Annotated in this window: 20 protein-coding genes; 11 read left to right on the top strand and 9 right to left on the bottom strand. The window is 65.6% G+C overall.

Annotation, left to right across the window (positions count from 1 at the left end; genetic code table 11):
* Window positions 1–511: 511 nt before the first annotated feature.
* From ACM6JT_RS01830 to ACM6JT_RS01855, 6 genes are all read left to right on the top strand, one after another.
* The gene (locus tag ACM6JT_RS01830) at window positions 512–2,494 is read left to right on the top strand and encodes an AI-2E family transporter (RefSeq protein ID WP_414855891.1); all 1,983 of its coding nucleotides are present in this window, start codon (window positions 512–514) and stop codon (window positions 2,492–2,494) included.
* 233 nt (window positions 2,495–2,727) lie between these two features.
* Window positions 2,728–3,210, top strand: a complete 483-nt coding sequence (locus tag ACM6JT_RS01835) for a Spy/CpxP family protein refolding chaperone (RefSeq protein ID WP_254640707.1) — start codon at window positions 2,728–2,730, stop codon at window positions 3,208–3,210.
* 71 nt (window positions 3,211–3,281) lie between these two features.
* Window positions 3,282–3,701, top strand: coding sequence for a hypothetical protein (locus ACM6JT_RS01840; RefSeq protein ID WP_034182581.1), 420 nt, complete (start codon window positions 3,282–3,284; stop codon window positions 3,699–3,701).
* A 175-nt stretch (window positions 3,702–3,876) separates the two neighbouring features.
* Window positions 3,877–4,428: a DUF1003 domain-containing protein gene (locus ACM6JT_RS01845; RefSeq protein ID WP_034182582.1), complete on the top strand. Its 552-nt coding sequence runs from the start codon at window positions 3,877–3,879 to the stop codon at window positions 4,426–4,428.
* Window positions 4,429–5,133: 705 nt separating this feature from the next.
* Window positions 5,134–5,721 (top strand): YSC84-related protein, encoded by a 588-nt coding sequence (locus ACM6JT_RS01850; RefSeq protein ID WP_034182583.1) that lies wholly within the window; start codon window positions 5,134–5,136, stop codon window positions 5,719–5,721.
* Between the two features lie 467 nt (window positions 5,722–6,188).
* Window positions 6,189–6,908: a Crp/Fnr family transcriptional regulator gene (locus ACM6JT_RS01855; RefSeq protein ID WP_034182288.1), complete on the top strand. Its 720-nt coding sequence runs from the start codon at window positions 6,189–6,191 to the stop codon at window positions 6,906–6,908.
* A 95-nt stretch (window positions 6,909–7,003) separates the two neighbouring features.
* Here ACM6JT_RS01855 and ACM6JT_RS01860 read toward each other — a convergent pair whose 3' ends face one another.
* Both ACM6JT_RS01860 and ACM6JT_RS01865 read right to left on the bottom strand, forming a co-directional pair.
* Window positions 7,004–7,432 carry a PRC-barrel domain-containing protein gene (locus ACM6JT_RS01860; RefSeq protein WP_034182584.1) on the bottom strand — a complete coding sequence of 143 codons (429 nt, stop codon included), beginning with the start codon at window positions 7,430–7,432 and terminating at the stop codon, window positions 7,004–7,006.
* Window positions 7,433–7,689: 257 nt separating this feature from the next.
* Window positions 7,690–7,872 (bottom strand): hypothetical protein, encoded by a 183-nt coding sequence (locus tag ACM6JT_RS01865; protein WP_407972883.1) that lies wholly within the window; start codon window positions 7,870–7,872, stop codon window positions 7,690–7,692.
* A 433-nt stretch (window positions 7,873–8,305) separates the two neighbouring features.
* On the opposite strand from ACM6JT_RS01865, the gene ACM6JT_RS01870 reads away from it, so the two are divergent.
* Together ACM6JT_RS01870 and tkt are read left to right on the top strand one after the other, a co-directional pair.
* A complete protein-coding gene (locus ACM6JT_RS01870) occupies window positions 8,306–9,091 on the top strand; it encodes a PRC-barrel domain-containing protein (protein ID WP_105390913.1) in 786 nt (261 codons plus the stop codon).
* A gap of 81 nt (window positions 9,092–9,172) precedes the next feature.
* The gene (gene tkt, locus ACM6JT_RS01875; RefSeq protein WP_414855892.1) at window positions 9,173–11,248 is read left to right on the top strand and encodes a transketolase; all 2,076 of its coding nucleotides are present in this window, start codon (window positions 9,173–9,175) and stop codon (window positions 11,246–11,248) included.
* A gap of 44 nt (window positions 11,249–11,292) precedes the next feature.
* Here the strand turns inward: tkt and ACM6JT_RS01880 are convergent, their stop codons facing one another.
* Window positions 11,293–11,511 carry a hypothetical protein gene (locus tag ACM6JT_RS01880; RefSeq protein WP_081938515.1) on the bottom strand — a complete coding sequence of 73 codons (219 nt, stop codon included), beginning with the start codon at window positions 11,509–11,511 and terminating at the stop codon, window positions 11,293–11,295.
* 349 nt (window positions 11,512–11,860) lie between these two features.
* Between ACM6JT_RS01880 and ACM6JT_RS01885 the strand changes: the two genes are divergently transcribed.
* Window positions 11,861–13,150, top strand: a complete 1,290-nt coding sequence (locus tag ACM6JT_RS01885) for a cation:proton antiporter (RefSeq protein ID WP_414855893.1) — start codon at window positions 11,861–11,863, stop codon at window positions 13,148–13,150.
* Window positions 13,151–13,343: 193 nt separating this feature from the next.
* Here ACM6JT_RS01885 and ACM6JT_RS01890 read toward each other — a convergent pair whose 3' ends face one another.
* Window positions 13,344–13,490, bottom strand: a complete 147-nt coding sequence (locus tag ACM6JT_RS01890; protein WP_081938516.1) for a DUF3096 domain-containing protein — start codon at window positions 13,488–13,490, stop codon at window positions 13,344–13,346.
* Window positions 13,491–14,081: 591 nt separating this feature from the next.
* Between ACM6JT_RS01890 and ACM6JT_RS01895 the strand changes: the two genes are divergently transcribed.
* Window positions 14,082–14,258 carry a CsbD family protein gene (locus ACM6JT_RS01895; RefSeq protein ID WP_131946028.1) on the top strand — a complete coding sequence of 59 codons (177 nt, stop codon included), beginning with the start codon at window positions 14,082–14,084 and terminating at the stop codon, window positions 14,256–14,258.
* A 135-nt stretch (window positions 14,259–14,393) separates the two neighbouring features.
* Here ACM6JT_RS01895 and ACM6JT_RS01900 read toward each other — a convergent pair whose 3' ends face one another.
* Entirely contained in the window at window positions 14,394–14,708 is a 315-nt protein-coding gene (locus ACM6JT_RS01900; RefSeq protein WP_414855904.1) for a hypothetical protein, read from the bottom strand.
* A 537-nt stretch (window positions 14,709–15,245) separates the two neighbouring features.
* On the opposite strand from ACM6JT_RS01900, the gene ACM6JT_RS01905 reads away from it, so the two are divergent.
* Window positions 15,246–15,518 (top strand): hypothetical protein, encoded by a 273-nt coding sequence (locus tag ACM6JT_RS01905; protein WP_243567431.1) that lies wholly within the window; start codon window positions 15,246–15,248, stop codon window positions 15,516–15,518.
* Window positions 15,519–15,819: 301 nt separating this feature from the next.
* Here the strand turns inward: ACM6JT_RS01905 and ACM6JT_RS01910 are convergent, their stop codons facing one another.
* From ACM6JT_RS01910 to ACM6JT_RS01925, 4 genes are all read right to left on the bottom strand, one after another.
* Window positions 15,820–17,001, bottom strand: coding sequence for a fatty acid desaturase (locus ACM6JT_RS01910; RefSeq protein WP_034182294.1), 1,182 nt, complete (start codon window positions 16,999–17,001; stop codon window positions 15,820–15,822).
* A gap of 91 nt (window positions 17,002–17,092) precedes the next feature.
* A complete protein-coding gene (locus ACM6JT_RS01915; protein WP_034182587.1) occupies window positions 17,093–17,311 on the bottom strand; it encodes a glycine zipper 2TM domain-containing protein in 219 nt (72 codons plus the stop codon).
* A gap of 160 nt (window positions 17,312–17,471) precedes the next feature.
* Window positions 17,472–26,102 (bottom strand): GH36-type glycosyl hydrolase domain-containing protein, encoded by an 8,631-nt coding sequence (locus tag ACM6JT_RS01920; protein WP_414855894.1) that lies wholly within the window; start codon window positions 26,100–26,102, stop codon window positions 17,472–17,474.
* Between the two features lie 50 nt (window positions 26,103–26,152).
* Window positions 26,153–26,605: a type II toxin-antitoxin system HicB family antitoxin gene (locus ACM6JT_RS01925; protein ID WP_131946031.1), complete on the bottom strand. Its 453-nt coding sequence runs from the start codon at window positions 26,603–26,605 to the stop codon at window positions 26,153–26,155.
* Window positions 26,606–26,667 lie beyond the last annotated feature (62 nt).

The raw sequence follows: 26,667 nt of genomic DNA on the forward strand, positions 1-26,667 counted from the left end.
TCGCCGCACAGTTCAATTTGATGCCGTTGGACATCTGCAATGTGTGTGAGAAACCTGCCCGGCAAAGTGAAATTGACATCGATCAGCCACGCAGTCGGTACGGTGGAGGACATCGAGATATCCGTTTTGCCGCCCCGGGATCAGCAACGCCGCAGCGAACTCGACTCCTCGCGTCGTCAGCGTGCGCTGGCATGACTGTGTCCCGGGTACGGCACCGTACCGACTTCAATCCAGACGGCGAGCAACGTAGGCCGTACGCTCGAAGTGTCTGTTTTATCGCGTTCGATACGTATCGTCCCGTCTTACTTTCATCGTTCCCGCCACGCCGCGCCGCGTGACATGCACGAGAGTGATCGCTGACGCAACGCGTCGATCGCCCGTCGCAGTGTCTGAATCGACGGGCCGATCGCCAATGGGGTTGGGTTGGCAAGTCGAGTTTTTCGGCCTGCATGGGACGCATCCGCGCCGAAAGCACCCATCAGAATGGACGATATCGCGGGCGTTAGCCGTCATGTTCGATTTCAAGGAATTGCGCCCCGCGAGGCCAGCAGCGCGCATCGAGCCTCCTGAAACACCCAGCGTGCAGGGTTTGATTACGCTTGCCGTTGGCGTCACGGTCATCGCCGCGCTCTATTTTGCGCGCGAGATCCTGATCCCGTTCACGCTGGCGATTCTGCTCAGCTTCCTGGTCGCTCCCCTCGCCAATCTTCTTGGCCGCATCAAGCTTGGCCACGTGGCCTCGGTTCTCCTTGCGGTGACGATGTCGGTCTCGGTGATCGTCGTGCTTGGGGGGATAATCGCCACCCAGATCACGGACCTCGCTGTCGGCATCCCCCGTTATCAAGCGACGATCGACAAGAAGATCTCTGTCGTGCATGGGCTCACGGTCGGAAAATTGAACCAACTGGCGGGTACCGCCGGTCAGGCGCTTCAACGGGCAACCGTCGATCAGCCGAAAACGATCCGCGAATCTTCGTCATCCTCGTTCGGCGCCCAACCGCCTGCGGCGCTTCCCGTCGAGGTGCGCGAGCCGGCCCAGACACCATTCCAGCTTGCACGGCGCATACTGTCTCCCGTCGTCAGTCCACTCGAGACGGCCTTCATCGTATTTGTCGTCACCATCGTCATTCTGTTGCAGCGCGATGATCTTCGGGACCGGGCTATCCGCTTGTTCGGTTCGAGAGATCTCCATCGGACCACCACCGCAATGGACGAAGCCGCGCGGCGCCTCAGTCGATATTTCGTTTCGCAACTCGGCTTGAATGCGGGCGTGGGCGTCGTGATCGGAACCGGGCTGTTCATCATTGGCGTACCCAGCCCGGTGCTGTGGGGGATTCTGGCCGCGCTGTTGCGTCTTGTCCCCTACGTCGGAATCTGGATCTCCGCCATTCTGGCTACCGCACTCGCCGCAGCCGTCAGTCCGGAATGGACGATGGCGATCTGGTCGATGGTGCTTTTCGTGACCGTCGAGCTGCTGGCCGGTCAGGCCGTCGAGCCACTGCTGTACGGCCATAGCACCGGCCTTTCCCCGTTTTCGGTCGTCGTCGCTGCAATCTTCTGGAGCTGGATATGGGGGCCAATCGGGCTCATCCTGTCCACTCCGCTGACACTTTGCCTGCTGGTCCTCGGTCGCCACGTAACGCGGCTCGAATTTCTCGACGTGCTGCTTGGCGACCAGCCCGCGCTGTCTCCAGTCGAAAATTTCTACCAGCGAGCGCTCGCCGGCGACCCCGATGACGCAGTAGAGCAAGCCGGGATACTGCTTCGCGACCGGCCGCTATCCTCCTATTACGATGAAATCGTTCTCAAGGGCTTGCAGCTTGCGGCCGACGATGTCTTGCGCGGCGGCGTAACGCCGGCACAACTGGCGCGAATCGAGACTACGGTCAACGACCTCATCGAGGGCCTCGATGGTTTCGCGGACACCGATCCGGCTATCGATGCAGCAGCAGCCGACAGGGGCACACCGGCTGCGCCTGCTGCCGGACAAAAGGCATCGTGCCAACCGGCTCAGAACGTTCCTTCGCCTGGCATCGAAGCTCGCCCGGTTCGGCATGCTGACAATCAGGTCCTTTGCATAGCAGGCCGGGGGCCGCTCGACGAGTTGGCGTCGGCCATTCTCGTCCAGCTTCTCGGCAAGCACGATCTCGATTGCCGGGTGGTCAACCATGACGCGGCCTCGCGCGTCCGGATCGACGATCTGGACGTCACCGCAGTGACGATAGTGTGCATTTTTTATCTAGACATCAATGGAATCCCGTCCCACCTGCGTTACCTTTTGCGACGCGTGCGGCAGCGCTTGCCGGACGCGTTGATCGTCGTCGGCCTCTGGCAGGCAGGCGATACCGATCAGTGGCCCGAGGATCTCCAGAGTGCGATCGGCGCCGATCACTATGCCACTTCGATCAGGGATATGGTCGACGCATGCATTGTCTCGACCGGCACGGCAAGCGTGTTCGGACCCGAGCCGAAGCCTGACGGCGTTGCAGCGTAACTGGCATACGGCGACAAGGACGTGTGGCTGCTTGCATTTGCGGCGCAAGCGCCGGTCTTCGAGTCGGGTCACGCGCTGCTCCGTCGATCCGGTCGTGCAACGGCGGCGCGCAAGCGTCCGGCACCGGACAGACGCCGGTCGGGCGTCGGCGCACAGATGATCTATTCGATCGAACTCGCGCGCAATGACGGCAATCCCTTCGCGAGTCCATCGAATTCCTTTGGAGATCGATCATGAGCCTCATTGCCCCCCCATCCCGACCGCGAACTGCATCGGCGCTCGCGATAGCGGTTTTTCTCGCGATAACGGCATTCGCCAATCCTGCGAACGCTGCCTCCACCGTGCAGACTCAAGCACCTGCAAGCGCGATGACCGTTGCGACCCACGACCAGATCGATACACGCATCAATAACCTTCACGACAGGCTTCAGATCACCGCCGCGCAGGAAGAACTTTGGCGCAAGGTCGCGCAGGTCATGCGCGAAAACGCGGCCACGATGGACTCGCTCAGACAGGCGCGAACCAGTCACGCCAACAGCATGAGCGCCGTCGACGATCTCAAGTCCTATGGCCAGGTCGCCGACGCCCATGCGGACGGCATCAGAAAGCTCACTCCTGCGTTTCAGGCGCTGTACGACAGCATGTCCGACGCCCAGAAGAAGAATGCCGATCTGATTTTCCGGACTGACCATCAACACTCCGCAAAGAAGGGGTGATCTCGAGATACCCGCAGCAGGAAGCGGACCGGCGCCGCAGTCAGGTTCCGGATCTCAGACAGGAGAGCATCATGAAAATCCCAGAAGTACACACCGCGTTCATAGGCTCGATGACGACCAGAATCATGACGACGGTCGGCTTGGCCCTGGCTATCGGCGGCATGTCCACGGCGCCGGCTTTCGGCGCAGACTACGGCAACTACGAGAACCAACAGCAGTATGGCGCGAATGACGGCTATCAGCGTTACCCAAGCCAACCACAGCAACATCGCATGGGTGACGGTTATTGGCAGAACCACGGGCATCAGTGGGATCACCGCAATCGGCAGGTTTATCGACATCCGGGCAATGACTACCGTCGCGGCGACTACTACGACAACCGGGACTATGTGTATGCACCACCACCCGTGGTGTATGCGCCACCACCCGTGGTCTATGCCCCGCAGTCGTCGCCGGGCGTCAGCCTGTTCATACCGCTCCGGTTCCGGTAGGGTGCGGGATCGCACGGGGCTTTGTCCGCTGGGTCGGATGGCAGCGAAACCGGGAGAGACCGCTGTTCGGGCTGTCTCGGTTTCTTTGCTTCGCGATTGCCGCGCAACCAGCCTTTTGCGGTGACCTTATTGCGATTCCATTCTGTTCGGATTGCGCGACCGCGCGGAGGACAACATGCATAAACCTGCGGAGCTTGCCGAAAAATTCTTTGGCGTACCCTATGAATCATTGGACGAGCGCGCGAAGAATGTTGCACGTCTCGTTTCGGAACGAAAGCGCATAGCGAGAGACTCCACGAAAGAACTGGATGCAGCGGCAACGCGCGGCCAGCGCGCGGCAGATGCCGTTGCCGCCTTCGGCGGGTCGTGGATATTCATCACGTGCTTTATTGTCGTCATGGTCGTGTGGGTCGGCCTGAATTCGCTGATTCTGGCAACGTACAGCAAGGCCTTCGATCCTTACCCGTATATCTTGCTCAACCTGTTTCTCTCGATGCTGGCAGCGATCCAGGCACCCATTATCCTGATGGCCCAGAACAGGCAGTCATACAAGGACCGGGTGTCTGCCGAACATGATTACGAAATCAATCTGAAGGCCGAACTCGAGATCATGTTGCTCCATGAAAAGCTGGACGGGTTGCGCGAGGAGCAATGGACTGAATTGCTGAACATGCAGAAGGAACAGATGGCGGCGCTGAAGAACCTGCTCGAGTCCGGCAGGACGTGAGCGATGGGGCATCAGGTTCGCCAGCGTCGCGAAACGACGCGAATCGGTCATGATGACGCGCGCCGGGCGAACGCTGACCGGCGATGTTCATGTGATGACCGCGGCCGACCTACCATCCTTCCCGCTGCCCGTCCTTATGCGGCCACCGGTCATCGGGATGCCAGGAATGATTCATGTGGTCGCGGGAAGCGCCGCCTCGGTTCCATCCGCTTTCGTAACCGCCGCCGTACGCGCCGCCGTACCCCCCATTTCGATCACCGCGATAGCCGTCGCCGGGTACCCAAAGGCATCCGGCAAGCACGGTTGCAATAGCCGCAAGACAGACATAGATAGACGCACGCATGTTGCTCTCCTTGCCAGTCGCATTCGAGTGTGGCGCTTCGTTCGATCGACCGGAGACGCATGACGGAATCGTTCGCCGCCGATGTGACCCACGTCGATGTTCGTGAAAAGATCACGCACGAATGGATGGTTTCAGCAGATATCCTCCGGTCAACGAGATCGCGTGTCTGTACGGTGAAGGACGCTTGCGGAGGCGGGCCGGTTGCGCGACATCGACCGACATTCACCCGCACACGACGCACGTGCTGCGAAGCTGAACGACACACCGGCCGACGCGGATGTCGCGTCTTTGTACGCTGTCGTACCGCGTCCGCGGCCGCCCTGGCGTAGCGTCGAAGCTCCACGAACAACCAGGAGACGATGATGCTGCGACGAACATTCCTGTGGGGCACGCCGGGATCCATCCTGGCGATCGGCCTCGCGGTCTCGGGATGCACGACGACCGGTACATCCGACGCGAGCGGCCACCAGGTCGACAAGCGCCACACCATCGATGCAGGCGTCGACTCGACCCTCGCACGTCTTTACACCAGCGCCAAAGGCTCGCGCGAACTCGTCGGCAAGGCGCGTGGCGTGCTGGTGTTCCCGTCGGTCATCGCGGCCGGATTCTGGATCGGCGGTCAGTACGGCGAAGGCTCGCTGCGCGTTGCCGGCAGCACGGTCGGGTATTACAGCACCACGACCGGCTCGATCGGGCTGCAGATCGGCGCGCAATCGAAGGCCATCATTTTCCTGTTCATGACCCAGGACGCGCTTGACCGGTTCCGTAACAGCGAAGGCTGGTCGGTGGGCGGCGACGCATCGGTGGCAGTACTGAAAGTCGGCGCGAACGGCAACATCGACACCAGCACCGCGACCGCGCCGATCGAAGCGTTCGTGCTGACGAACAGCGGATTGATGGCGGGTGTGACGCTTGAAGGAACGAAGATCACCAAGCTGACGGCGCTGTAGCGCTCAAAAGCCAGCCAGGCGAACGAGCGGCCAACGCGGCGGCGAATCTGGACTCAACTCGCCTGATACGCACGTAAGCGCAAGCGTGTTCGTGCGTGGCGCTTGTCCGGCAATGTACCTGATGCACGCGAATCATCGCGGCGCGTCATTCCGCGGTCGACGCCGCCCAGGCCTGGCGACCGCGATTTCCCGTCAATCGCGCCGTGAGATATCGGTTCCGTATCGAGCGCGCGCGATTGCGCGTACCTTGATGAGACATGTATCGGCACTATAATTTTTGAAGGTCGATTCGCATTCGAACGGTCGGTCATCCCGAACTCATCGGGAAAAGGGACACATTGTCGTCACCCTCCCGTCCGGTCGCCGGATCGATAACGTATGATGGTTGGCCGCTCCCACCGATTCCCGCTGCATCCACGTCGGCCGGAGTCTCCATCGTCAACCGAGTGCAAGCGCAGGAGCCACGCATGCAGGACAACCCGCCCATTATCGAAAACCACCTGCTTGCCGCGCTGCCGGAAAACGAGCGCGCCCACCTCGCCGCACACCTGACGCTCGTCGACATGCCGTTGGGGAAAGTGCTGTACGAGTCGGGCGGCCAGCTTCATCACGTCTATTTTCCGACCACGTCGATCGTGTCGCTGCTGTACGTGATGGAGGACGGCTCGTCCGCGGAAATCGCGATCGTCGGCCATGAAGGCATGATCGGCGTGTCGCTGTTCATGGGCGGCGAAACGACGCCGAGCCGAGCCGTCGTGCAAAGCGCGGGGCAGGCCTACCGGCTCGACGCGGGCATCCTGAAAGAAGAATTCCGGCGCGGCAACTCAATGCAGCGCCTGCTGTTGCGCTATACCCAGGCGCTGATCACGCAGATGGCTCAGACCGCGGTATGCAACCGGCATCACTCGATCGATCAGCAACTGTGCCGCTGGCTGCTGCTCAGCCTCGACCGTCTGCCGTCGAACCAGCTGCGCATGACGCAGGAGCTGATCGCCAACATGCTGGGCGTGCGCAGGTCGGGCGTGACGGAAGCGGCATTGAAGCTGCAGGACGCGGGCCTCATCCGCTACAACTACGGTCATATCGAGGTGCTGGATCGGCCGGGGCTCGAAAAGCGCGTGTGCGAATGCTACAGCGTGGTCAAACGCGAATTCGATCGCCTGCTTCCTGATCTGAAGCGCCTCTAGCCGCGACTGCGACGCACCGTGGCGCGAACGGCCCGAATGCGATATTCAGTGAGCATACGACTGTCGGCGCGACGAAACCTCTGCGTGACATCGTTTCATCCGGCTACCCAGTACGGCGTCCGGTTGTAGTACTGGTGAAGCGACATTCCCCACCGTGATTGCGTCATCACCGGCCAATGCTCGTCGTCGAAGCCCGGGGTGCCTTTGACATGCGCGGCGGTCACATCCAGATGGAAAGATTTGTCGCCGATATCGTATTTCATCGCACTCCACGGAATGGCGCAAAGCATCTCGCCCGTTCCTCCGCTGGAAGCAACCGCATAGGCAATTCTGCCGTGGTGCAAGTCGAGCACGATGTCGAAAACACTTCCAACATCCTCACCGTCCGACGCAACGATCTTGCTGCCCTTCAGTACATCCGCAGTCCTCACCATAGGACCGGGCTCGTCGCCTGAATCGCGTTCGACAAGCTTGCCCCCGTTGCCGTCATCCACAGGTCGATCGGGGGGGTGAAGCGTCGTCATGATGTCCTCCTTGGACAAGATCCGGGAATATCCGTCTCGTGCGCAGCGTCGACATCGACAATGACACTCGACGCACGAGAAAACGCTGCGCGCACCGGCATCGGAAGTCGGTACGGTTCCGTACCCGGGAAGACCGGGAATATCGGCTCGCCGTCGCTCTGACTGATGCCTCCGCGTTCATCGATATCGCTAAATGCCGGCGACGACTCGATGGATCCCGGTCACGCAAGGCGTTGGCACGCATCGCGCAACCTGCGCTAACGGTGCTTGATGTGTGACGATTTCCGGTGATGCTTTCGATGGGCCGGGCGGGAAATCATCCGGGTGACACCGCCTATCGACGGCGGATCGCTGGCGGGGAACGTCCCCTCGACCGCGTCGTCGACATTGCGCTCGCTCTTGCTGCCGTTCGTATGCTGCTCTCGATACCTGCTGCGCATAACCGCCTCCATGGAGCTGATGGTCGGACCGGGCTGCCCCGGATTCGACTGGCCGCCTGCGGCCGGCCCGCCAATGTGGAATACCGCCGGTCACGACGCCAGCATAGGCCCCATTTGAAAATTACGCAGGGCACGAGCGGACCCCGGCGATCTTCACCGCTTCGTGATCCTGATGACAAAAAATCGACAGGATGTTTCGCGACATGTCGGGAGGGGGACGGTTCGCCGCCGGATCGCCCCCGCACACGCTTTGTACGGTTTCGTACCGCATCGGCCATTCGTCGCGTGTAGCGTCTCAAGCATGCCGGCCATCCGAGGGGACGCGCTCGGCAGGAATCGCTCCGCACCGACGGACGAACGGCTGGACGCCGCCGCACGGCAGGCATGCCAGCCGGATCACCGACGTGCCGAGCATCGATCTGGCGAGGACATCATGTTACGAAGCATCCGAAGGTTGCACGGAGACACGGTTCGAGCGAAGGACGGCGATATCGGGCGCATCCACCAGGCCTACTTCGACGACGACAACTGGTGCATCCGCTACCTCGTCGTCGAGACGGGCGACTGGCTGCACGACAGGCAGGTGCTGGTCTCGCCGTATTCCGTCACGCATGCCGACCCCGAAACCCGCACGCTATACGTCAGCCTCACGCAACAGCAGGTGAGAGACAGCCCGAACGTGGACACGCACAAACCGGTATCGCGCCAGCACGAGATCGAGTACCTGCGTTACTACAACTACCCGACTTACTGGGGCGGCCCGAACCTTTGGGGGATGGGCGCGTATCCGGCTTTCGATCCCGCCGGGCCGTCGCAGGATCCTGAAGCGGGCGATCCGCTCGTCTCTCGCACCGCGCCGGCCAGCGCAGCGGCGGATACGCATCTGCACAGCACCCGCGAGGTCGACGGATATCGGCTCGAAGTCAAGGACGGACATATCGGCCACGTGTCCGACTTCATTTACGACGATGAAGCCTGGGTGATCCGCTATCTGGCGATCGACACGTCGAGCTGGTGGTCGACCGGCAAGGAAGTGCTGATCGCGACTCACTGGCTCGACCAGGTGGACTGGCCGACGGAAACGGTATCGACCACGCTCACGCGCGACGCGATCCGCCGCAGCCCTCCATACGACGACTCGCAGCTCGTGCATCGCAGCTACGAGATCGAGTTGCACGAGTTCTACGGCAAGCACGGCTATTGGCACGGCGACCGATAACGCTGACCCGCGCAATGGCTAGCCAACGCAACCACCATCCCGTGCGGGATATCCCGTGACCGGACGCCAGGGAGCAACTGCATGACCTCAACCGATTTCCCGCCAACCGAAGGTTCGGCACTCGATGCACTCTGCATCAATACGCTGCGCTTCCTGTCGATCGATGCCGTGCAGAAAGCGGCGAGCGGCCATCCAGGCTTGCCGCTCGGCGCCGCACCGATGGCCTATGCGTTATGGATGCGCCATCTCAAGCATCACCCCGCCAACCCGGCGTGGTTCGATCGCGATCGCTTCATCCTGTCGGCCGGACATGGCTCGATGCTGTTGTACAGCCTGCTTCACCTGACCGGCTACGACCTGCCGCTCGATCAGATCGGGCGCTTCCGGCAATCGGGCAGCCTCACGCCCGGCCATCCGGAGCGCGGCCTCACGCCGGGCGTCGAGACGACGACCGGCCCGCTCGGCCAGGGCTTCGCCAACGCCGTCGGCATGGCGATGGCGGAAGCGCAGCTCGCCGCGTGCTACAACCGTCCCGGCTTCGAGATCGTGGATCACCACACCTACGCACTCGTCAGCGACGGCGACCTGATGGAAGGCGTCGCAGCGGAAGCCGCATCGCTTGCCGGCCATCTGCGGCTCGGCAAGCTGATCTGCCTGTACGACGACAATCGCGTCACGCTGTCCGCCGGCACCGCGATCACCTTCACCGAAGATCGCGCACAACGGTTCGACGCCTACGGCTGGCATACCGAAACGGTCGACGACGGCAACGACCTGGCCGCCATTGACGCGGCGCTGGCCAACGCACGTGCGGAGAAGCTGCGTCCGTCGTTGATCCTCGTGCGCACGCATCTCGGCTACGGCTCGCCGAACCGGCAGGACACGTACCAGGCTCACGGATCGCCGCTCGGCGATGCCGAGGTGCGCCTGACCAAGCACAACCTCGGCTGGCCGCCCGACCCCGCATTTCATATCCCCGCACCGGCGCTCGCGCATTTTCGTCGTGCGTTGACGGAGGGGCGGGCACGGGAAGATCACTGGAACGCGCGATTCGCCGCCTATGCGCGCGCGTTTCCCGAGCTGGCCGAGATGCTGCTGAAGACGGTGCGCGGCACGCTGCCCGACAGTTGGGACCGCGATATCCCGGTCTTTCCGGCCGATCCGAAAGGCATCGCGACGCGGGTCGCATCCGGCCAGGTGCTGAATGCCCTCGCCTCCCGCGTACCGTCGCTGGTCGGCGGCTCCGCCGATCTGAATCCCTCCACCTTCACCGCGCTGACCGGGCACGGCGATTTCGAGGCCGCCGGCATGAATGCGCTCGACCGGCAAGGCTCCGACGGCGGCGGCTGGAGCCGCAGCGGCCGCAATCTGCATTTCGGCGTGCGCGAGCATGCGATGGGCGCCATCCTGAACGGCCTGGCGACCCACGGCGGCATCCTGCCGTTCGGCGCGACCTTCCTGATCTTTTCCGACTACATGCGGCCGCCGATCCGGCTCGCCGCGTTGATGCGCCTGCAGGTGATCTATGTATTCACGCACGACAGCCTCGCGATCGGCGAGGACGGGGCGACGCATCAGCCGATGGAGCAGCTGGCCGGCCTGCGCGCGATCCCGGGCCTGCTGGTGATTCGACCGGCCGATGCCAACGAGACGGCCGTCGCGTGGCGGGTGGCGCTCGAAGCGCGGGAGCGGCCGACCGCGCTGGTCCTGACCCGTCAGGACGTACCGACCATCGATCGCCTCCGCTTCGCGCCGGCCGAGGGCTTGCGGCGCGGCGGCTACGTGCTGGCCGATGCCCCCGACGGCCGCCCCGCGCTGATCCTGATCGCGACGGGCTCGGAAGTCGCGTTGGCGCTGGCGGCGCAAGTCGAACTGCTCGCGCGCGGCGTGGCGGTTCGGGTGGTGTCGCTGCCCTGCTGGAGATTGTTCGACGCCCAGCCCCAGCCGTATCAGGACGCCGTGCTGCCGAAGGCGGTCGGCGCGCGGCTGGCGATCGAAGCGGGGGTGTCGCAAGGCTGGCACCGCTATGTCGGCGATCGTGGCGACGTGCTCGGCGTCGCGGGTTTCGGCGCGTCGGCGCCGGGCGCCGAGCTGATGCGCGATTTCGGCTTCACGGTCGAAAACGTCTGCGACCGCGCGATGAAACTGCTCGCTTGAGCCATCGGCGATAGAGATCCCCGGTACCCGATGGCCGGCCGTGCTCAATGCGCGGCCGGCTTGCCCGCTCGACGCTCGAGCATGAGGATAAGGGCGATGATGCTGACGAAATGCGTGCGTTCCGACGGCGTCAGACTGCCGTGTTCCAGAATCGATTCCAGCCGGATTCGCCAGAGTGCCCATGGCGCAGGCTCACCGGGCGCGACGCGTGCAATGAGTCGTTCGAGCGAACGCAGGTCTCCCTCGATTGCTGTGTGGGCCATGGCAGTGCTCCGGTGGTCGTCAGGGTCGGGGAACAGTCTATGACGACCCACGGCGCCGCTCTGCCCGCTACCGTACATCGTATGCGTGCCGTTTCGGGTACGCGTTCCCGAGCGCTTCAGCCGCGGGCACGCGTGGCGGCGAATGCAATGGTCATGCCCGGTCCTTTGTCCGCCATCCGACCGACGCCGAACCGCCTCGCTGCGAACGTGGGACGATCGGCGCGATACTGTGCGATGAGTGCGAGGCCTCGACGCCCCGAGCGTGCCCCACGTACAGCTCCACGACGCCACATGGCGACCTGCAACCGAAGCGCGGCGAGCGCGACGTTATTCATGCGGGGAATGCAAATTGACCGAAACGATCGGATGCCTCATCTTCGGAGCCCTGCTGATTTTCATGGGACTCATCGGATCGTCGCTCGAGCGCCTGCCGCTGAGTGCGGCCATGGTGTATCTCGGGATCGGCTTTCTGATCGGCCCGGCCGGCATCGGCATCCTGTCCATGACATTGCCGGACGACGTCGCGCGGTTGCGCATCGCCGCCGAAATCGGCCTGCTGATCTCGCTGTTCGCGATCGGCCTGAAGCTGCGTGTCCCGCCCGCCGATCGCCGCTGGATGCTGCCGCTGCGACTCGGCGTCGTCGCGATGATCTTCACCGTCGCGTCGATCGCCGCACTCGGCGTGCTGGTGTTGCATTTGAGTGTCGGCGTCGCGGTACTGCTGGGCGCGATGATCGCGCCGACGGACCCGGTACTTGCTCATGACGTCGGCGTGCGCGACGCGGGCGACGTCGAGCTGGTGCGTTTTTCGTTGTCCGGCGAAGGCGGGATCAACGACGGCACGGCCTACCCGTGCGCGGTACTCGGCCTGCTTTTGTGCAGCTCCGGCACGACGTCGGCGCTTCACTGGAGCATGGTCGGCGGCATTGCATGGGGCATCGCGTCCGGCGTGGGCACCGGCTGGCTGTTCGGCTTCGTCACCGCCCGGCTCGTCGCATTCCTGCGCAGCCGTCACGGCCAGGCGCTCGGCTTCGAGGGGTTCTTCGCGCTGGGCCTGATCATGCTGTCGTACGGCGTGACGCTCGCCATTCATGGCTACGGGTTCCTGGCCGTATTCGCGGCGGGCGTCGCGATGCGGCGCGTCGAGCATCGAACGAGCGGCCGGAAGACGCCGAAGGAGACGGTCGGCGTCGTGGACAGCGAGGATGTCGAAGCCACCGCCACCGATCCCGACAAAGCCCATGCGTTCGTCGCGGAATCGGTCATGGGATTCACGGCCGAGCTGGAACACATCGCCGAAGCCGTGCTGATCCTGCTGATCGGCGCGCTCGTGTCCCGCTATTGGGCCGGCATGCTGACCTGGACGGGCGTGGCCGTGGTCGCGACACTGCTGTTCGTGATCCGGCCGGCAGCCATCCAGCTCGCGCTGATCGGGTCCCGGGCGTCGCACCGCCAGCGCCGCTTGATCAGCTGGTTCGGCATTCGCGGCGTGGGTTCGCTGTATTACCTGATGCTGGCCCTCGAGCAAGGGCCGCGCGCGGACCTGTTGCCGCTGGTGCCGTGGGTGCTGGCCATCATCGCCGTGTCGATCGTGCTGCACGGCATTTCAGCGGCGCCGCTGATGCGCCGCTATGCGTGAAATCGCGAACGTCGCGGCGCATCATTCCGGCCGCGCGACCTCGATTGCAATCGGCACGCGACGGCGCAACCGGGCAACGCACCGGCACATCGTTGCGCGGTCGACTCCGTGCAGACCTGGCGACGGCAGCGGTTCGACGATCGCGGGTGCCGCCTGCAAGGTTCGAAACCCGCTTTTTCGTGGCTGGCCCGGCTCAGTGGATATGTCCGCCGAACAGCCCGAGCAACCCGATGACGATCAGGTAGATCGCGACGATGTAATTCAACAGACGGGGCACCACAAGAATCAGAATGCCGGCGATCAGCGAAACCAGTGGTCCCGCGCTCGTGAGGATGTTCATACGCCCTCCGCAAGATTGAAAACAACACATGAATACAAAGCCGCCCCGCCTCCGACGTTCGTGACAGCGGCTCGAGCCCGGCGACACGCGAGCCTTCGGCAGTCGTGCAACGGTGCGCAAGGGTCGGGCCGGCGCCCGCGTCGATGGTGTGGCGTTGGTCGATCTGGCTGCCACTGGCGTCGGCGGTGCCGGTCGTCGTGCATCCCGGAACTACTACACCGATAGCAAGGATCGATCCCGGCGCACCTCATGGAAATGTTCGTCGCAGCCTGATTCGCCACGGATTGTTCGTGGATATACTGACGCTACACACGGGCGAATGCGAATGCGGTACGAAAGCGTACCGAGCGTGCTAAAACAGACAACCTATACAAGCCCTCGTCGCGGCGATCGCCCCGATCGCCGCCCGCATGCATCCGCTGGTGCGCCGGCGCCGACTCGCGTACGGCATCGTACCGACTTCCGTCACGATCGCGCGCAGTGTGTTTTCGGGCGTCCTGAGTGTCCCGCGCCAAAGCGCCCGATACGACGCTTCGATGGTTCCGGGTTTCGTACCGGTGAAACGGGCGCCCCATGTCAAGGAGCAATGTCATGAACAGGGATCAGGTGAGAGGCCGCATCGCGGAAGCGAAAGGCAAGCTGAAGGTCATGGTCGGCAAGGTCATGGGAAATCGCTCGACCAGAATGCAGGGCAAGGTCGAGCAGGTCGTCGGCAAGACACAGGCGTCATTCGGCGACGCGAAAGAGCACTTCAAGAAGCGGCCGTAGGGCGTTCGCGCGAACGGTTCCGAAGCGCCGCGCGATCGGGCAGCATGCCGCGGATTCGGCGGGCGTCGACGGCGCGTGCGTGCATGCATCCGGCGATACCCGCTTCCCGACCGAGCGTCACGATGCCGCAATGCGTCAGGTGTGATCGCCGTGCGTGGCACGTGGTTTGTGCTGCTCGTCTCCGACGCCGGGAAAGAATGCATCCCACGCGTCCCGGACACCTTTCGCTGCGGTCGCATCCGCGGCAAACGTCTCCTGGTCGCCCGACTTGGCCGGATCGGAGCACAAGCCTCGCCAGCGCGTAAAGGCGAGCACCGGCTTTTCGGTCCATTCGCCGCCGCCGAACTTCGCAAATGCCGTGTCGCCGCTCACCAGTCGAACCTCATACCATCCGTCGCGAACCGGTGCATATCGGTCCAGCGGAAACCATCGTGTAGATTGGATTTTCATCATTGCCTCACTTGTCCATTGGAGCGTTGTACGCGACAAAACTCCCGTCTCGTCCGGTCAATGCGCGCGCTAATCGGCGCACCGATTCAGCCATAGCCGGCCTGCGGCCGTCATATTGATCGAGCCGCCGGTGCGCGACTCGTATGCAAGCCCGTGAGTCAACAGTTCGTTGGCTATGGTGCGTGGAATATCCGCTTGGGAATCCGGAATTCGATCAAGCGATTTGAGGGTCTCGACGACCTCGGGTGAAAGTGGGATGCACATGGCTGCCTCCTCGGTGTTGAGTTCATCGTGAACCGCACGACACGCCGGCGTCTGTACGGTATCGACTATTCGGAATCGGGTATTCCTGCAGCGCAATTGACTGCCTATTGCAAACCGGTGATTCATCTGCATCGAAATATGATTCGGCATCCGATATGTTCGTTGCCAAACCGGTATTGAGCGCGCACACTGAAGACACCTGCCGGTATGTTGTCAAGGCATCGGCGCCCTCGAATCCTTCGGCGCCAACGGTTGCTCTGTCAGGAGCACATCATGACCATCCCCACTCTCGAATATCGCGGACGTGAACTCCGTGTCTATTCGCAAATCCTGTTCCCGCCGTTCGGCGATCCCCACGCCCCCGGCCTGAAGCGCTTCGGTTCGATCGTGCGCATCGACACGATTCCGGCGACCTCGGCAACGGCACCGCGTTACTCGACCATTTTCGAGCATGGCGCTCCGCAAACGGCGGCGCTCGCACTCGACCTGGCGATGCAATTCGGCAAGGACATCGTGGACGGCAAGATCGCCGCTACGGCGATCTGATCCGTCCGCCGCATCCGGCTCGACGCGGCGTCTCGCGACGCGAGCACACCTCACTCAGGAGCGATCCATGAAATCTTACTCAGGCCCCTCGATGGACCGGCGCGATGACGCGACCCGGCAAAAGCAGCGGGACGATCTGGCCCGTGCCGACGTCGAACGCGCCGAAAAGCGCATCCGACACGATGCCGGCATCGATTCCAATGCGAGCAAGTGGCGTTATTCGCGTCCCGACAATCGGGCGAGATGAACTGCGCACCGTTGCACGCCGATCCCGCATCGCGGGCACGCCGGCGTGCCGCGATCACGCATACCGGCGCAGGCGCATCGAGAAATCGGCGATCGCCTTGATGCCGCTCTGCTCCGCACTACGGCACCAATCCTGCAACTGAACCAGCAATTGCTCGTGCGACGCGTGCGACCACGTCCATAGCTCGAGCAACGTCTCGTACATATCCACGTACACGCGTATTCGCCGGTTCGCATTGGGGCTCGTCAGCGCCCGTAGATCGGGCTTGTCCCGATGGCCCCAGGCCTGGCGCAGCCAGCGTTTCATGCCGAGCGCGAACGCGCGCTTGTCGTCGCGGCTCATGTCCTCGATGCGGCGCAGCTCCCGCCGGCAGGCCGGCTCGAGCATGCGCGCATAGGCGGCCAACACCGCATGCCGGTTGCGGATGATCGCTTGCAGCGTCGCGTCGTCGGCCACCGCCTTGTGCGGGAGCAGGCGCGGCTTCGTCGCGACTCGCCGAATGGTCGCGAGTCTCAACGCCGCCAGCAGGCGGATGTACAGCCAGCCGATGTCGAACTCGAACCAGCGGTTCGACAGCCTGGCGGACGTCACGTATGCGTGGTGATTGTTATGCAACTCTTCTCCGCCGATCAGGATGCCCAGCGGGAAAAGGTTGGTGCTCGCATCGGGCGTCGCGAAATTCCGGTAACCGCTGAAGTGGCCGCAACCGTTGACCACGCCGCCGGCCCAGAACGGAATCCACATCATCTGGATCGCCCACGCCGCGACGCCGGGCAGCCCGAACAGCCCGACGTCGAGCACGGCCAGCAGCCCGACGCCGAGATTCGGATAGCGGGCATACACATGGCGTTCGAGCCAGTCGTCCGGCGTACCCGAGCCATATCTGCGCAGCGTTTCCTCGTTCCGCGCTTCCGCCCGATACAGTTCCGCGCCGCGCAGCAGCACGGCCGCGAGGCCGCGGGTGCGCGGGCTATGCGGATCTTCCGGGGTCTCGCTCCTCGCGTGATGCTTGCGATGCACCGCGACCCACTGCGAGGTCAGCATGCCGGTCGTCAACCACAGCCAGAACCGGAAGAAGTGACTGACGCCCGGGTGCAGATCCAGCGCCCGGTGCGCCTGGCAGCGGTGCAGGTACACCGTCACGCTGATGATGGTGACATGCGTGAGCGCGAGCACGACCCACGCAAGCTGCCACCAGGACAGCCTCAGCTCGCCGTTCAGGAGAAATGCCGACATACCGGTCGTACTCCAAGCCACGCGCGTATCGCGCGCGCTTCGCCGTAACGGCGCATGCGCGTGCCGATTCCCTGCCCTTCAACCGGCCGGCCTATTTCCCGACCTGATTGCCGACAACCCCGCCGACGGCCGCGCCGCCCACCGTGCCCAACGCACTGCCGCCCGTCAGGACCGCACCGGCGACGCCGCCGACACCGGCCCCGATCACGGTATCCCTTCCGCGGCGAGACATATCGCCGCAACCCGCCAGCACGACAATCGTCATGGTGACTATCGTCATCTCGACTGCAACGGAATGTAGCTTTCTCATGATCATCTCCTCGGGTTGCCGCCGCGTCGGCCGATCCGGCACGACGCATGGAAACCCATGCGCCGACATCCCGATGGAATTCGAGACGTCGGTTCATGATGGACGGTGAATCGCGCACAGTCCGTCCGCTAACGTACCGGCCCGGATGCCGGCCTGCCGCTCACAGCAGCACCGCTTGCGCAGCCCCCAGCGTCACGACCACGCTGTGCCGCCGACCGTCGTCCACGAGCCGCACCGCCGCTTCGCCGGTGGCGAGCCGCACGCCATCGACGACGAAGCGCGACACGCCGCCGCTGACGTCGTCCGGATTCTCGACGACGATGTCGTAGTGCGACGCGCCATGACGCAGCGTTGCCCGGAAGCCCGGCCAGGATCGCGGGATGCACGGTTGAATGGACAGCATGTCGCCATGCCTGCGCAGGCCGAGCAGCCCTTCGACGCCCGCGCGATACAGCCAGCCCGCCGAGCCGGTGTACCAGGTCCATCCGCCGCGGCCGACATGCGGCGCGACCGAATAGACATCGGCCGCGACCACGTATGGCTCCACCCGATAGCGATTCGCGCCGCTGCGCGTGCGGCTGCGATTGACCGGATTGAGCAGCGCGAACAGCTTCGCGGCGCGATCGCCGTCACCCATTTGCGCGAACGCGAGCACCGACCACGTGGCCGCATGCGTGTACTGGCCGCCGTTTTCCCGGATGCCCGGCGGATAACCCTTGATATAGCCGGGATCGACCGGCGAACGATCGAACGGCGGTGCGAACAGCAGCGCCAGGCCATCGTCGCGGCGGATCAGCCGCGCGTCCAGCGCATCCATCGCCTGCGCGGCGCGCGCCGGGTCCGCCGCGCCCGACAGCACGCTCCACGACTGCGCGATCGCGTCGATCGAACATTCGGCGTTGCCGGCCGAGCCGAGCGGCGTACCGTCGTCGAAGTAGCCGCGCCGATACCACTCGCCATCCCATCCCGCATCGGCGAGCGCGTCGCGCAACGCGTCGGCGCGCGTCAGCCAGCGCGCCGCCAGCTCGCCCGCGCCGCGCGCCGCGGCGAGCGGCGCGAACGCCGCGAGCGTCGCATGCAGGAACCACCCGAGCCACACGCTTTCGCCCCGCCCGGCTTCGCCGACGCGGTTCATGCCGTCGTTCCAGTCGCCCGTGCCGATCAGCGGCAGGCCATGCTCGCCGACATGCGCGAGGCTGGATTCCAGCCCGCGCACGCAATGCTCGAACAGCGACGCGCTCGTTTCCGAGATGCGCGGGACGAAGAACGCGTCCTGCTCGTCCGCCGCCAGCGGTCGCCCGTCGATGAACGGGATCGACGCATCGAGAATCGCCCGGTCGCCGCTGACGTCGACGTAGTGCGCGACCGCATGGGCGAGCCAGACACGATCGTCGGAGATCCGCGTGCGTACGCCGCTGCCGCTTTCCGGCAGCCACCAGTGCTGCATGTCGCCCTCCGGGAACTGGCGCGCCGCCGCCCGCAGCAGATGCTCGCGCGTCAGGGCCGGGCGGGCGGCCGCGAGCGCCATGCCGTCCTGCAGCTGGTCGCGAAAACCGTACGCGCCGCTGGCCTGGTAAAAGCCCGCACGCGCCCAGATCCGGCACGACAGCGTCTGGTACAGCAGCCAGCGGTTCAGCATCAGATCCATCGCGCGGTCCGGCGTCTCGACCTGGAGCGCGCCGAGCGTCTCGTCCCAGAACGCCGTCACCGCGGCGAATATCGCATCGAGATCCGCCTGACGGTAATGCTCGACCAACTGTCGCGCCGCCGCCGCATCGGCGCCTTCGCCGAGCAGCAAGACGATTTCGACGACACCGCCGGGTTCGAGATCGACCGTGGTCTGCAACGCGGCACACGGGTCGAGCCCGGCGCCGACCCGGCCAGACAGCGGCGGCGCGCCGACGCTGCCCGGAAAACCGGCGGGATCGCTCAGCACGCCATTGCGGCCGATGAACTCGCGCCGGTCCGCGCTCCAGGCGGTTTGCAGGCCGCACAGATCGGCGAACGCCACCCTGCCGCGATACGCGTGGCTCCAGTCGTTGCGGGCAAACAGCGCGCCGGTGGCCGGATCGATCTCGCTCGCGGTGTGCGGCGCCGCGGCGCTGCGCGACGCGCCCAGCGCCCACTCCGCATAGGTTGCGACGGACAGCCGGCGGGTCCGGTCCGACAGGTTGCGCAGGGTCAGGCGGGAAATCTTGACGGGATCGGCCAGCGGCACGAACTGCAGCAATTCGACGGCGACCTCGGCGGCGGTATGCGCAAACCGGCTGTAGCCCTGGCCATGGCTCGCCACGAACGGAGTCGCACCCGGCGCATCGTCGCCGATCGAGTTCGCCTGCGGCCCCCAGCGCATGCCGGTTTCGTCGTCGCGAACATAGAACACCTCGCTGGGCGGATCGGTGACCGGGTCGTTCGACCATGGCGTCAGCGGATGCTCGCGGCTGTTCGTCACCCAGGTATAGCCGCCCCCTTCCGCCGAGCTCAGGAAGCCGCACGACGGGTTCGCGACGACGTTGACCCACGGCATCGGCGTGCATTGACCGGGTTGCAGAATCACCACGTATTCGCGGCCGCCGCGCGCGAAACCGCCGATGCCGTTGAAGTATTCGAGACCGGCGCCGGCCTGCGCCCCCTTCGGCGGCAGTAACGCGGGCGGCAGCGGCGGGTGCGCGGCATCCGCGCGGGCGGGCAGCGGTGAACCCGCGAGCCGTCGCAACTGGTCCACCAGCCGGCCGTTGCGCGCGGCGAGCACGGCGCGAGCGACCGACGGAAACAGCGCGCGCGCCGCCGCCGCCATCAGGTCGTCGCGCAGCACGAAAATACTGCCGCGCCCGGCTTCGTCCGGCTGCTGCCGGGCCCGCACCAGCCCCTCGAGCGCCGCCTGCAAATCCTGCACATACGACGCCGCGCGCTCGTTGACGATGACCAGATCGACCTCGAGCCGCTTCATCCGCCAATACTCGTGCGCGCGGATCAACTGCCGCACCATCGCGATGTGCTCGATGTCGTCGATCCGCACCAGCAGGATCGGCAGATCCCCGGATACGCCATGCGTCCACAGCGGCGACGCGCCCACGCCGCCCGCCGCCGACACCGCCGCCGCATGGCGCAGCAGTGCGGCGGAACCCGGCCGCATCGACGCATCGCTGTAGAGCATGTATCCGGCCAGCTGCTGGAACAACGCGGCCTCGTCGAGGCTCACCGCGCTATGCCGCAATTGCACCTGCGCCTGGGTCCACGCGAGCATCGCCGCACGCGCGAACGATTCGCCGTCGCGATGCTTGTCGACCAGGTCGAGCAGTTGCGCGCGCGAATCCGCGACGATGGTCCAGTAGACGATGCTCGCCTTCGCGCCCGGCTCGATGCGCAGACGCCGCCGCAACGTGAACGCCGCGTCCAGCACCGCGCCTTCGGAAGCGCCCAGCGCACGCCGTTCGGTCAGCGCAAGCGGCAGTCGAACGCCGCGCCCGCGCCCGATGAAACGCAATCGATCGGTGTCGAATTCTTCCGCGCCGACGGTTTCGCCGGACGTCACCGCCAGATGGGCGGCCCAGACCTCCGCCTCGTTCGGCGCGCGCTTGCGCCGCGTCGCCAGAATCGCGCCGGACGCCGGCACGTACTCGGTCTCGATGAACAGCTTCGAGAACGCGGGATGAGCGTGATCGGCGGCGGGCGGTGCGAGCACGATTTCCGCGTAGGACGTGAATTCGATTACGCGGGCCCGGGTGCCCGCATTGGCCACCGACACCCGCCGCACCTCCGCGTCGTCCTCGGCGGAGACCACCACCTCGAGCGACGTCGTCAAGGTGCCGTCGCGCCGCACGAACTCGGCGCGATCCTCGGTGAACGTCACTTCGTAGCTGTCCGGCACCACCCCGGTGGGCTGCCATGCGGCCGACCAGACGTCGCCGCTGTCGACGTCGCGCAGATACAGATAGCTGCCCCAATCGTCGCGCGTCGCGTCTTCCCGCCAGCGCGTGACGGCCAGATCGTCGCGGCGGCTGTAGCCGGAACCCGCGGCCGTGAGCATTACCGCGTAGCGGCCGTTGGACAGCAGATGCGTGACGGGCGCGGGATCGTCCGCCGACAGCAGGCGCCGCGCGACGCCGGCATCGATGCCATGCATCCTGCCGGCCGGGCTCGCGTCGACCCGCGGCCGCCCTGCCGCGACCCGGCCCGGCACCCGCTCCTGCAACAGCAGCTCGGTGGCGCGGACGGCCGGCTCGCCATGGAAGAACGCGCGAATGCGTCCACCCAGCAGCGCATTGGCGATCGACACGATCGACATGCCCTGGTGATGCGCCATGAACGCCCGCACGATGGCCACCGGCATGCCTTCCGGCACGCGTGCGGGCGTGTAGTCGAGCGCTTCGTAGAAGCCGAAGCGCCCGCACGCGCCGGCCGCGCGCAGCCGCTCGAAGTTGCGCGCGGCGGCGTCCGGCGCGACCATCGCCGCGAGCGCGGTCGCATAGGGCGCGACCACCAGGTTCTGGTCGAGATCGCGCTTGAGCCCCAACTCCGGCACGCCGAAGCTCGAATACTGATAGGTCAGCTCGATGTCGCGCGTGTTGTATGCCGATTCGGACATGCCCCACGGCAAGCGCAGCCCGTCGGCATAGGCGATCTGCCGACGCACCACCAGGTGATTGGTGCGCGCGAGCAGGCTGCTGTCCGGCGCGCGCATCACCAGCGACGGCATCAGGTATTCGAACATCGATCCCGACCACGAGATCAGCGCCGCGCCGTGCCCGATCGGCGTCGCCAGGCGGCCGAGCCGGAACCAGTGCCGCGCCGGGACATCGCCCTTCGCGATCGCGACGAAACTCGCCAGCCGAGCCTCCGACGCCAGCAGGTCGTAGTTGCCCGGATCGAGCCGTCCGTCGGCCACCGCATAACCGATCGACAGCAGATTCCGCACCGGGTCGAGCAGAAAGCCGAACTCCATCGCATAGGCCATCTGCAACGCGGTATCGGCCAGCGCATGAAGACGCTTGTTCAACACGTCCGCTTCGTCCGGCGTGCGCGTCGCGTCGCGACCATGTCCCTGCACCGTGTGCTCCAGCGCCTGCGCCCAGAACAGCACGTCGTCGACGTCGCCGCCCCGCACCCTGCCGATATCGTCCATCAGCGCGCGCGCGACATCGGCGACCGTCGCGGCGAGGACCGTGATCGCGGGCCATTCCGGCGCGGCGCGGCCGTCCGGTGCGGCGTCGTCCCCGGCCGGCGCGGCGAGCGCCTCCTCCAGCTCGGTCGCGGCCCGCTCGAATTCGCCGTGCAAGGCCGTGCGGGCGTCGCCTTCCCGGCACACGGCGTTGCGCAGCAGCGCGAGCGTATCGCCGATCCCTTCATACGCGGCCTGCCGCCCCACGCCGGCGGGCTGATTCGCCCACGCGCGGCAACCGTTGCCGAGCGCGATCAGGTGGCCGGCGAGATTGCCGCTGTCGACCGACGACACGTACCGCGGCTCGAGGGGCCGCAGGTCGCGCGTGTCGTACCAGTTGTAGAAATGGCCGCGATAGCGCGCCATCAGCCGCATCGTCGCGAGGGTCGCCTCCAGCCGCGACACCGCGTCCAGCGTGCCGAGCCAGCCGAACTCGCGGGCGCTGACGGCGGACAGCAGGTACAGCCCGATATTGGTGGGCGAGGTCCGGTGCGCGACAACGGGCTTCGGGTCCTCCTGGAAATTGTCCAGCGGCAGCATCTGATCGTCCGCCGTCACGAAGGTCTCGAAATAACGCCAGGTCCGGCGCGCGTCGCGCCGCAGTTGGCGCGCATCGTGCGGCGCCACCGCGAGCTCGCCCGCCGGCCGCGGTGCGCGGCTCAGCCAGTAGGCGATCGCGGGCGCCGCGAGCCAGACCAGCGCGAACGGAACGGCCAGCCAGCCCGCATCACGATCGAAGCGCCAGCCCGCCGCCAGGCCGGCAGCCGCAGCCAGCAGCGCGAGCGTCACGCCGCCGCGCATCTGCAGATAGGTGAACGCCAGGGTCCGCCGCTCGCGCGCGCCGGCTTCGGCCGCCGTGGTCCATTCGAGCAGGTGGCGACGGCTGATCCCCACGCGAAACAGCGTGCGCGCGATCGCGTCGCCCATCGACCACGCCTGCTGCGGCAGCATGACGATCGACAGGCCGAACCGCGTCAACGCGAACCGCAGCTCTATCGACCATGCATAGAGCACGCTGCGCGTGGTCATCTTGACGTGCGTGCGCCGCCAGCGCGGCACCAGCCCGCTCAACACGGGCAACAGGAACGGCAGCGCGATCGTCGTCAGCACGAACGCGCTCCACGCGAGCGACACGGGCAGCGGCAGCATCCATCCAGCCAGCAGCGCGACCATCATCGCGGGCGCCGTGAGTGTGCGGCGCAGGTTGTCCAGCATCTTCCAGCGGCCGACCGCCGTCAGCGGCTCATGGCCGAAAATCAACCACGGCAGGAGCTGCCAGTCGCCGCGCGCCCATCGGTGCAGGCGCCCGGCCGCGACGTCGTAGCGGGACGGCGACGCTTCGACGACCTCGACATCCGACGCCAGCCCGGCTCGCGCGAAAATGCCTTCGAACAGATCGTGACTGAGCACCGTGTTCTCCGGCACGCGGCCGGCGAGCACTGCCTCGAACGCATCGACGTCGTAGATGCCCTTGCCCGCATACGAGCCTTCGTCGAACAGGTCCTGATAGACATCCGATACGGCCGACACGTAAGGATCGATGCCGTGCGCGCTCGACGACACGCGCTGGAACAGCGAGCCCTCGTCGCCGCTCGCGAGGGATGACGTGACGCGCGGTTGAAGGACGCCGTAGCCTTCGACGATGCGCCGGCTCGCCGAGTCGAATACCGGCCGGTTGAGCGGGTGCGCCATCTTGCCGACCAGGCGGCGCACGGTATCGCGCAGCAGCCGCGTATCGGCATCGAGCGTGATCACGTAGCGCACGTCCGGCGGCACGCGCGGCGGCCGGCCTTCCCGCGCGACGAACGTCGTGTCCTGCGCTCCGCGCAGCAAGCGGTTCAGCTCGTGCAGCTTGCCGCGCTTGCGCTCCCAGCCCATCCAGCACCGTTCGCCGTCGTTCCACACGCGCTTGCGGTGCAGCAGCAGAAAGCGCTCGCCTTCACCCGGTGCCGCCGGATAAAGGCGATTCAACCGGTCGATGCCGGCCGCCGCGAATGCCAGCAGCCCGTCGTCGCTGTCGGCGTGCGGGGCGGGCGCGTCCACCCAGTCGGACAGCAAGGCGAAGTACAGCGCGCCGTTGGGGCTCGCCAGATGGTGAATTTCCAGTTGCTCGATCTGCTCGGCGAGCGCCGCTTCCGTCGTCAGCAGCACCGGCACGGCGACCAGGGTGCGCAGGTCCGGCGGGATGCCGTCGAGCAATGCGAGGCCGGGCAGGATCTTCGCGCCGACATCGCGCATCACGCTGCGATTGACGAGTGCGAGCGCGGCGTCGAGCGCGGGCAGCAGGCCGGCGAGGCCGAGCCAGATCAGCCAGTGGCCGGGCGGTTCGACGCGCGTGAGCCACGCCAGCATGCCCGCCAGCAGCAGTGCGGCGATCAGCCCGATACGGGCGAGATAACCGCCGAGGCCGGCGTGGCGCGTCAGGCGCCGCAACCACAACGCAACGGGCGGCCGATAGCCGATCTCCGCTTCCAGTGCGGCGCGGCCGTCGGCCAGCAGGTAGTAACCGGGGTCGGTCTCGCGGCCCGGCACCGCGCCTGCGGCCGGTGCGCGGGCTGCCGCATCGGCGACGACGCGGCGGGCAATCTCGAGCTCGCTGACCGGCGCGCCGCGCGCAAGCGCTTCAACGGCGTCGCGATACAGGTTGCGCGTGGGGAAATCCATCTCCGCGAAACCCGGGTGGCTGCGCAGCACCTGATCGACCAGGCTGATGCGTTCGAACAGATCGGTCCAGTCCACCTCCGAAATCAGCCGCATGCTGGTGATCACGTTGCGCACGGTCAGGCTGGCGGCGCCCTGCTGATGGTTGACTGACGCAACGATCTGGTCCGGCGTCGCGCCGCGCGCCGCCAGGTGCCGATGCAGCCACGCGAGTGCCGGCGCGACGGCCGGATCGGGATCATGCAGCCGCTGAATCAGCTGCACCGCGAACGCATCGTGCAATACGGCCTGCTCATAACGGGCGACGAGCGGCGCCGTCTCCAGCCGCGCCTGCCCGCCTTCGCCGAGCAGGCGATCGGCGAGCGCGTCGGCATCGAGCCGCGCGCGCCGGTCGTCGATGATCTGATCCGCGAGCCGCCGCAGGTTTTCGATCAGCACGATCCGCAGCGTGATCGCCACCGCCCACAGTTCGCCGATCGTCAGCGGTTCCACGGCCTGGTAGGCAAGCATGAAACGGCATAGCGCATCGGGATCGAAACGACTGTCGGTATGGGCGACGAATGACCAGTTGATCCCGAACACGCGCGGATAACCGGCGAACGGGCCGTTGCTCAGTTTGGGCAGTTGCCGGTAATAGCGAGGGGAAAGATCGTCGCGGATCTGCCGCACCTGTTCCGCGACAAGATAGTAGTTGTCGAGCAGCCACTCCGCCGCGGGCGTGATTTCCTCGCCGCGCGCATCTGCGGCCACCGTGTTCCGGTAGGCCTTCAGCAGATGATCCGCATTGTCCTTCAGCCGTGTGGCCAGCGAGGGGCCCGACGCCGCACCGGGCAACACCTTCTGCGCGCGAGCCAGGCTGCCCGCATGCTGCGCGAGTCGCTCGTCGCCGAAGAACTCCTCGCGAATCGGCCGGGCATTGCTCCACGGCGAGGTCCGGCGTCGCGAAACGCGCGCAACGTGAATCTTCAACAGGCTTTCTCCCAGATGGCTGCACCGCTCGGCCAGGCGCGCCCGGGCCGTCAAACCGCTTCCGACAGCGATGTCGCGACAGGTTCGCCACGCAAGCCGCCGTGCTGCGCGGATCGGTCGACGGCGTGCTCGCACGCCATCGACACGAACGCATCGCGGGTCGTGTGCAGCGCGCCCGCCGTCCGATCGATGTCGTGCACGATGCGCTTCGGCAGGCACAGCTCGATCCGCACGGAACTCGACGTCACCCCGGTCAGGTCGATGTCGAAGAACCGCCAGATCCCGTCGCCGGCATCGACCTCCGACGCCTGCAATACGGACATGTCCGTGGTCGGCGGCGGAATGAGACGCGCGGACCGGTCATAACGGGCCACGACCCGCTGCGCGGCGGCCGCCTGCAACTCGCCATACGAGTCGCCCTCCACGTCGACCTCGGGAAAATCCGCAAGCGCGCCGCGATAGCGGGGATTCCCGTGCCGCGTGATATAGATCGGATATTTCATGAACCGCTCCAGACAGAAGAATGCGACGAACGTTATCGTGCATCGCGACCGCCCGGTGAGTC

Source organism: Burkholderia sp. IT-111MI5 (genome assembly GCF_949752865.1).
GTDB classification, from domain to species: domain Bacteria; phylum Pseudomonadota; class Gammaproteobacteria; order Burkholderiales; family Burkholderiaceae; genus Burkholderia; species Burkholderia pyrrocinia_C.

Bases quoted from the DNA above. Each gene is read 5' to 3' on its own strand.
- ACM6JT_RS01845 (WP_034182582.1), top strand. From the start codon at position 3,877: ATGCATAAACCTGCGGAGCTTGCCGAAAAATTCTTTGGCGTACCCTAT.
- ACM6JT_RS01915 (WP_034182587.1), bottom strand. From the start codon at position 17,311: ATGAGAAAGCTACATTCCGTTGCAGTCGAGATGACGATAGTCACCATG.
- ACM6JT_RS01855 (WP_034182288.1), top strand. From the start codon at position 6,189: ATGCAGGACAACCCGCCCATTATCGAAAACCACCTGCTTGCCGCGCTG.
- ACM6JT_RS01840 (WP_034182581.1), top strand. From the start codon at position 3,282: ATGAAAATCCCAGAAGTACACACCGCGTTCATAGGCTCGATGACGACC.
- ACM6JT_RS01910 (WP_034182294.1), bottom strand. From the start codon at position 17,001: ATGTCGGCATTTCTCCTGAACGGCGAGCTGAGGCTGTCCTGGTGGCAG.
- ACM6JT_RS01835 (WP_254640707.1), top strand. From the start codon at position 2,728: ATGAGCCTCATTGCCCCCCCATCCCGACCGCGAACTGCATCGGCGCTC.
- tkt (WP_414855892.1), top strand. From the start codon at position 9,173: ATGACCTCAACCGATTTCCCGCCAACCGAAGGTTCGGCACTCGATGCA.
- ACM6JT_RS01860 (WP_034182584.1), bottom strand. From the start codon at position 7,432: ATGACGACGCTTCACCCCCCCGATCGACCTGTGGATGACGGCAACGGG.
- ACM6JT_RS01895 (WP_131946028.1), top strand. From the start codon at position 14,082: ATGAACAGGGATCAGGTGAGAGGCCGCATCGCGGAAGCGAAAGGCAAG.
- ACM6JT_RS01865 (WP_407972883.1), bottom strand. From the start codon at position 7,872: ATGCGCAGCAGGTATCGAGAGCAGCATACGAACGGCAGCAAGAGCGAG.
- ACM6JT_RS01830 (WP_414855891.1), top strand. From the start codon at position 512: ATGTTCGATTTCAAGGAATTGCGCCCCGCGAGGCCAGCAGCGCGCATC.
- ACM6JT_RS01925 (WP_131946031.1), bottom strand. From the start codon at position 26,605: ATGAAATATCCGATCTATATCACGCGGCACGGGAATCCCCGCTATCGC.
- ACM6JT_RS01890 (WP_081938516.1), bottom strand. From the start codon at position 13,490: ATGAACATCCTCACGAGCGCGGGACCACTGGTTTCGCTGATCGCCGGC.
- ACM6JT_RS01850 (WP_034182583.1), top strand. From the start codon at position 5,134: ATGCTGCGACGAACATTCCTGTGGGGCACGCCGGGATCCATCCTGGCG.
- ACM6JT_RS01900 (WP_414855904.1), bottom strand. From the start codon at position 14,708: ATGAAAATCCAATCTACACGATGGTTTCCGCTGGACCGATATGCACCG.
- ACM6JT_RS01905 (WP_243567431.1), top strand. From the start codon at position 15,246: ATGACCATCCCCACTCTCGAATATCGCGGACGTGAACTCCGTGTCTAT.
- ACM6JT_RS01880 (WP_081938515.1), bottom strand. From the start codon at position 11,511: ATGGCCCACACAGCAATCGAGGGAGACCTGCGTTCGCTCGAACGACTC.
- ACM6JT_RS01870 (WP_105390913.1), top strand. From the start codon at position 8,306: ATGTTACGAAGCATCCGAAGGTTGCACGGAGACACGGTTCGAGCGAAG.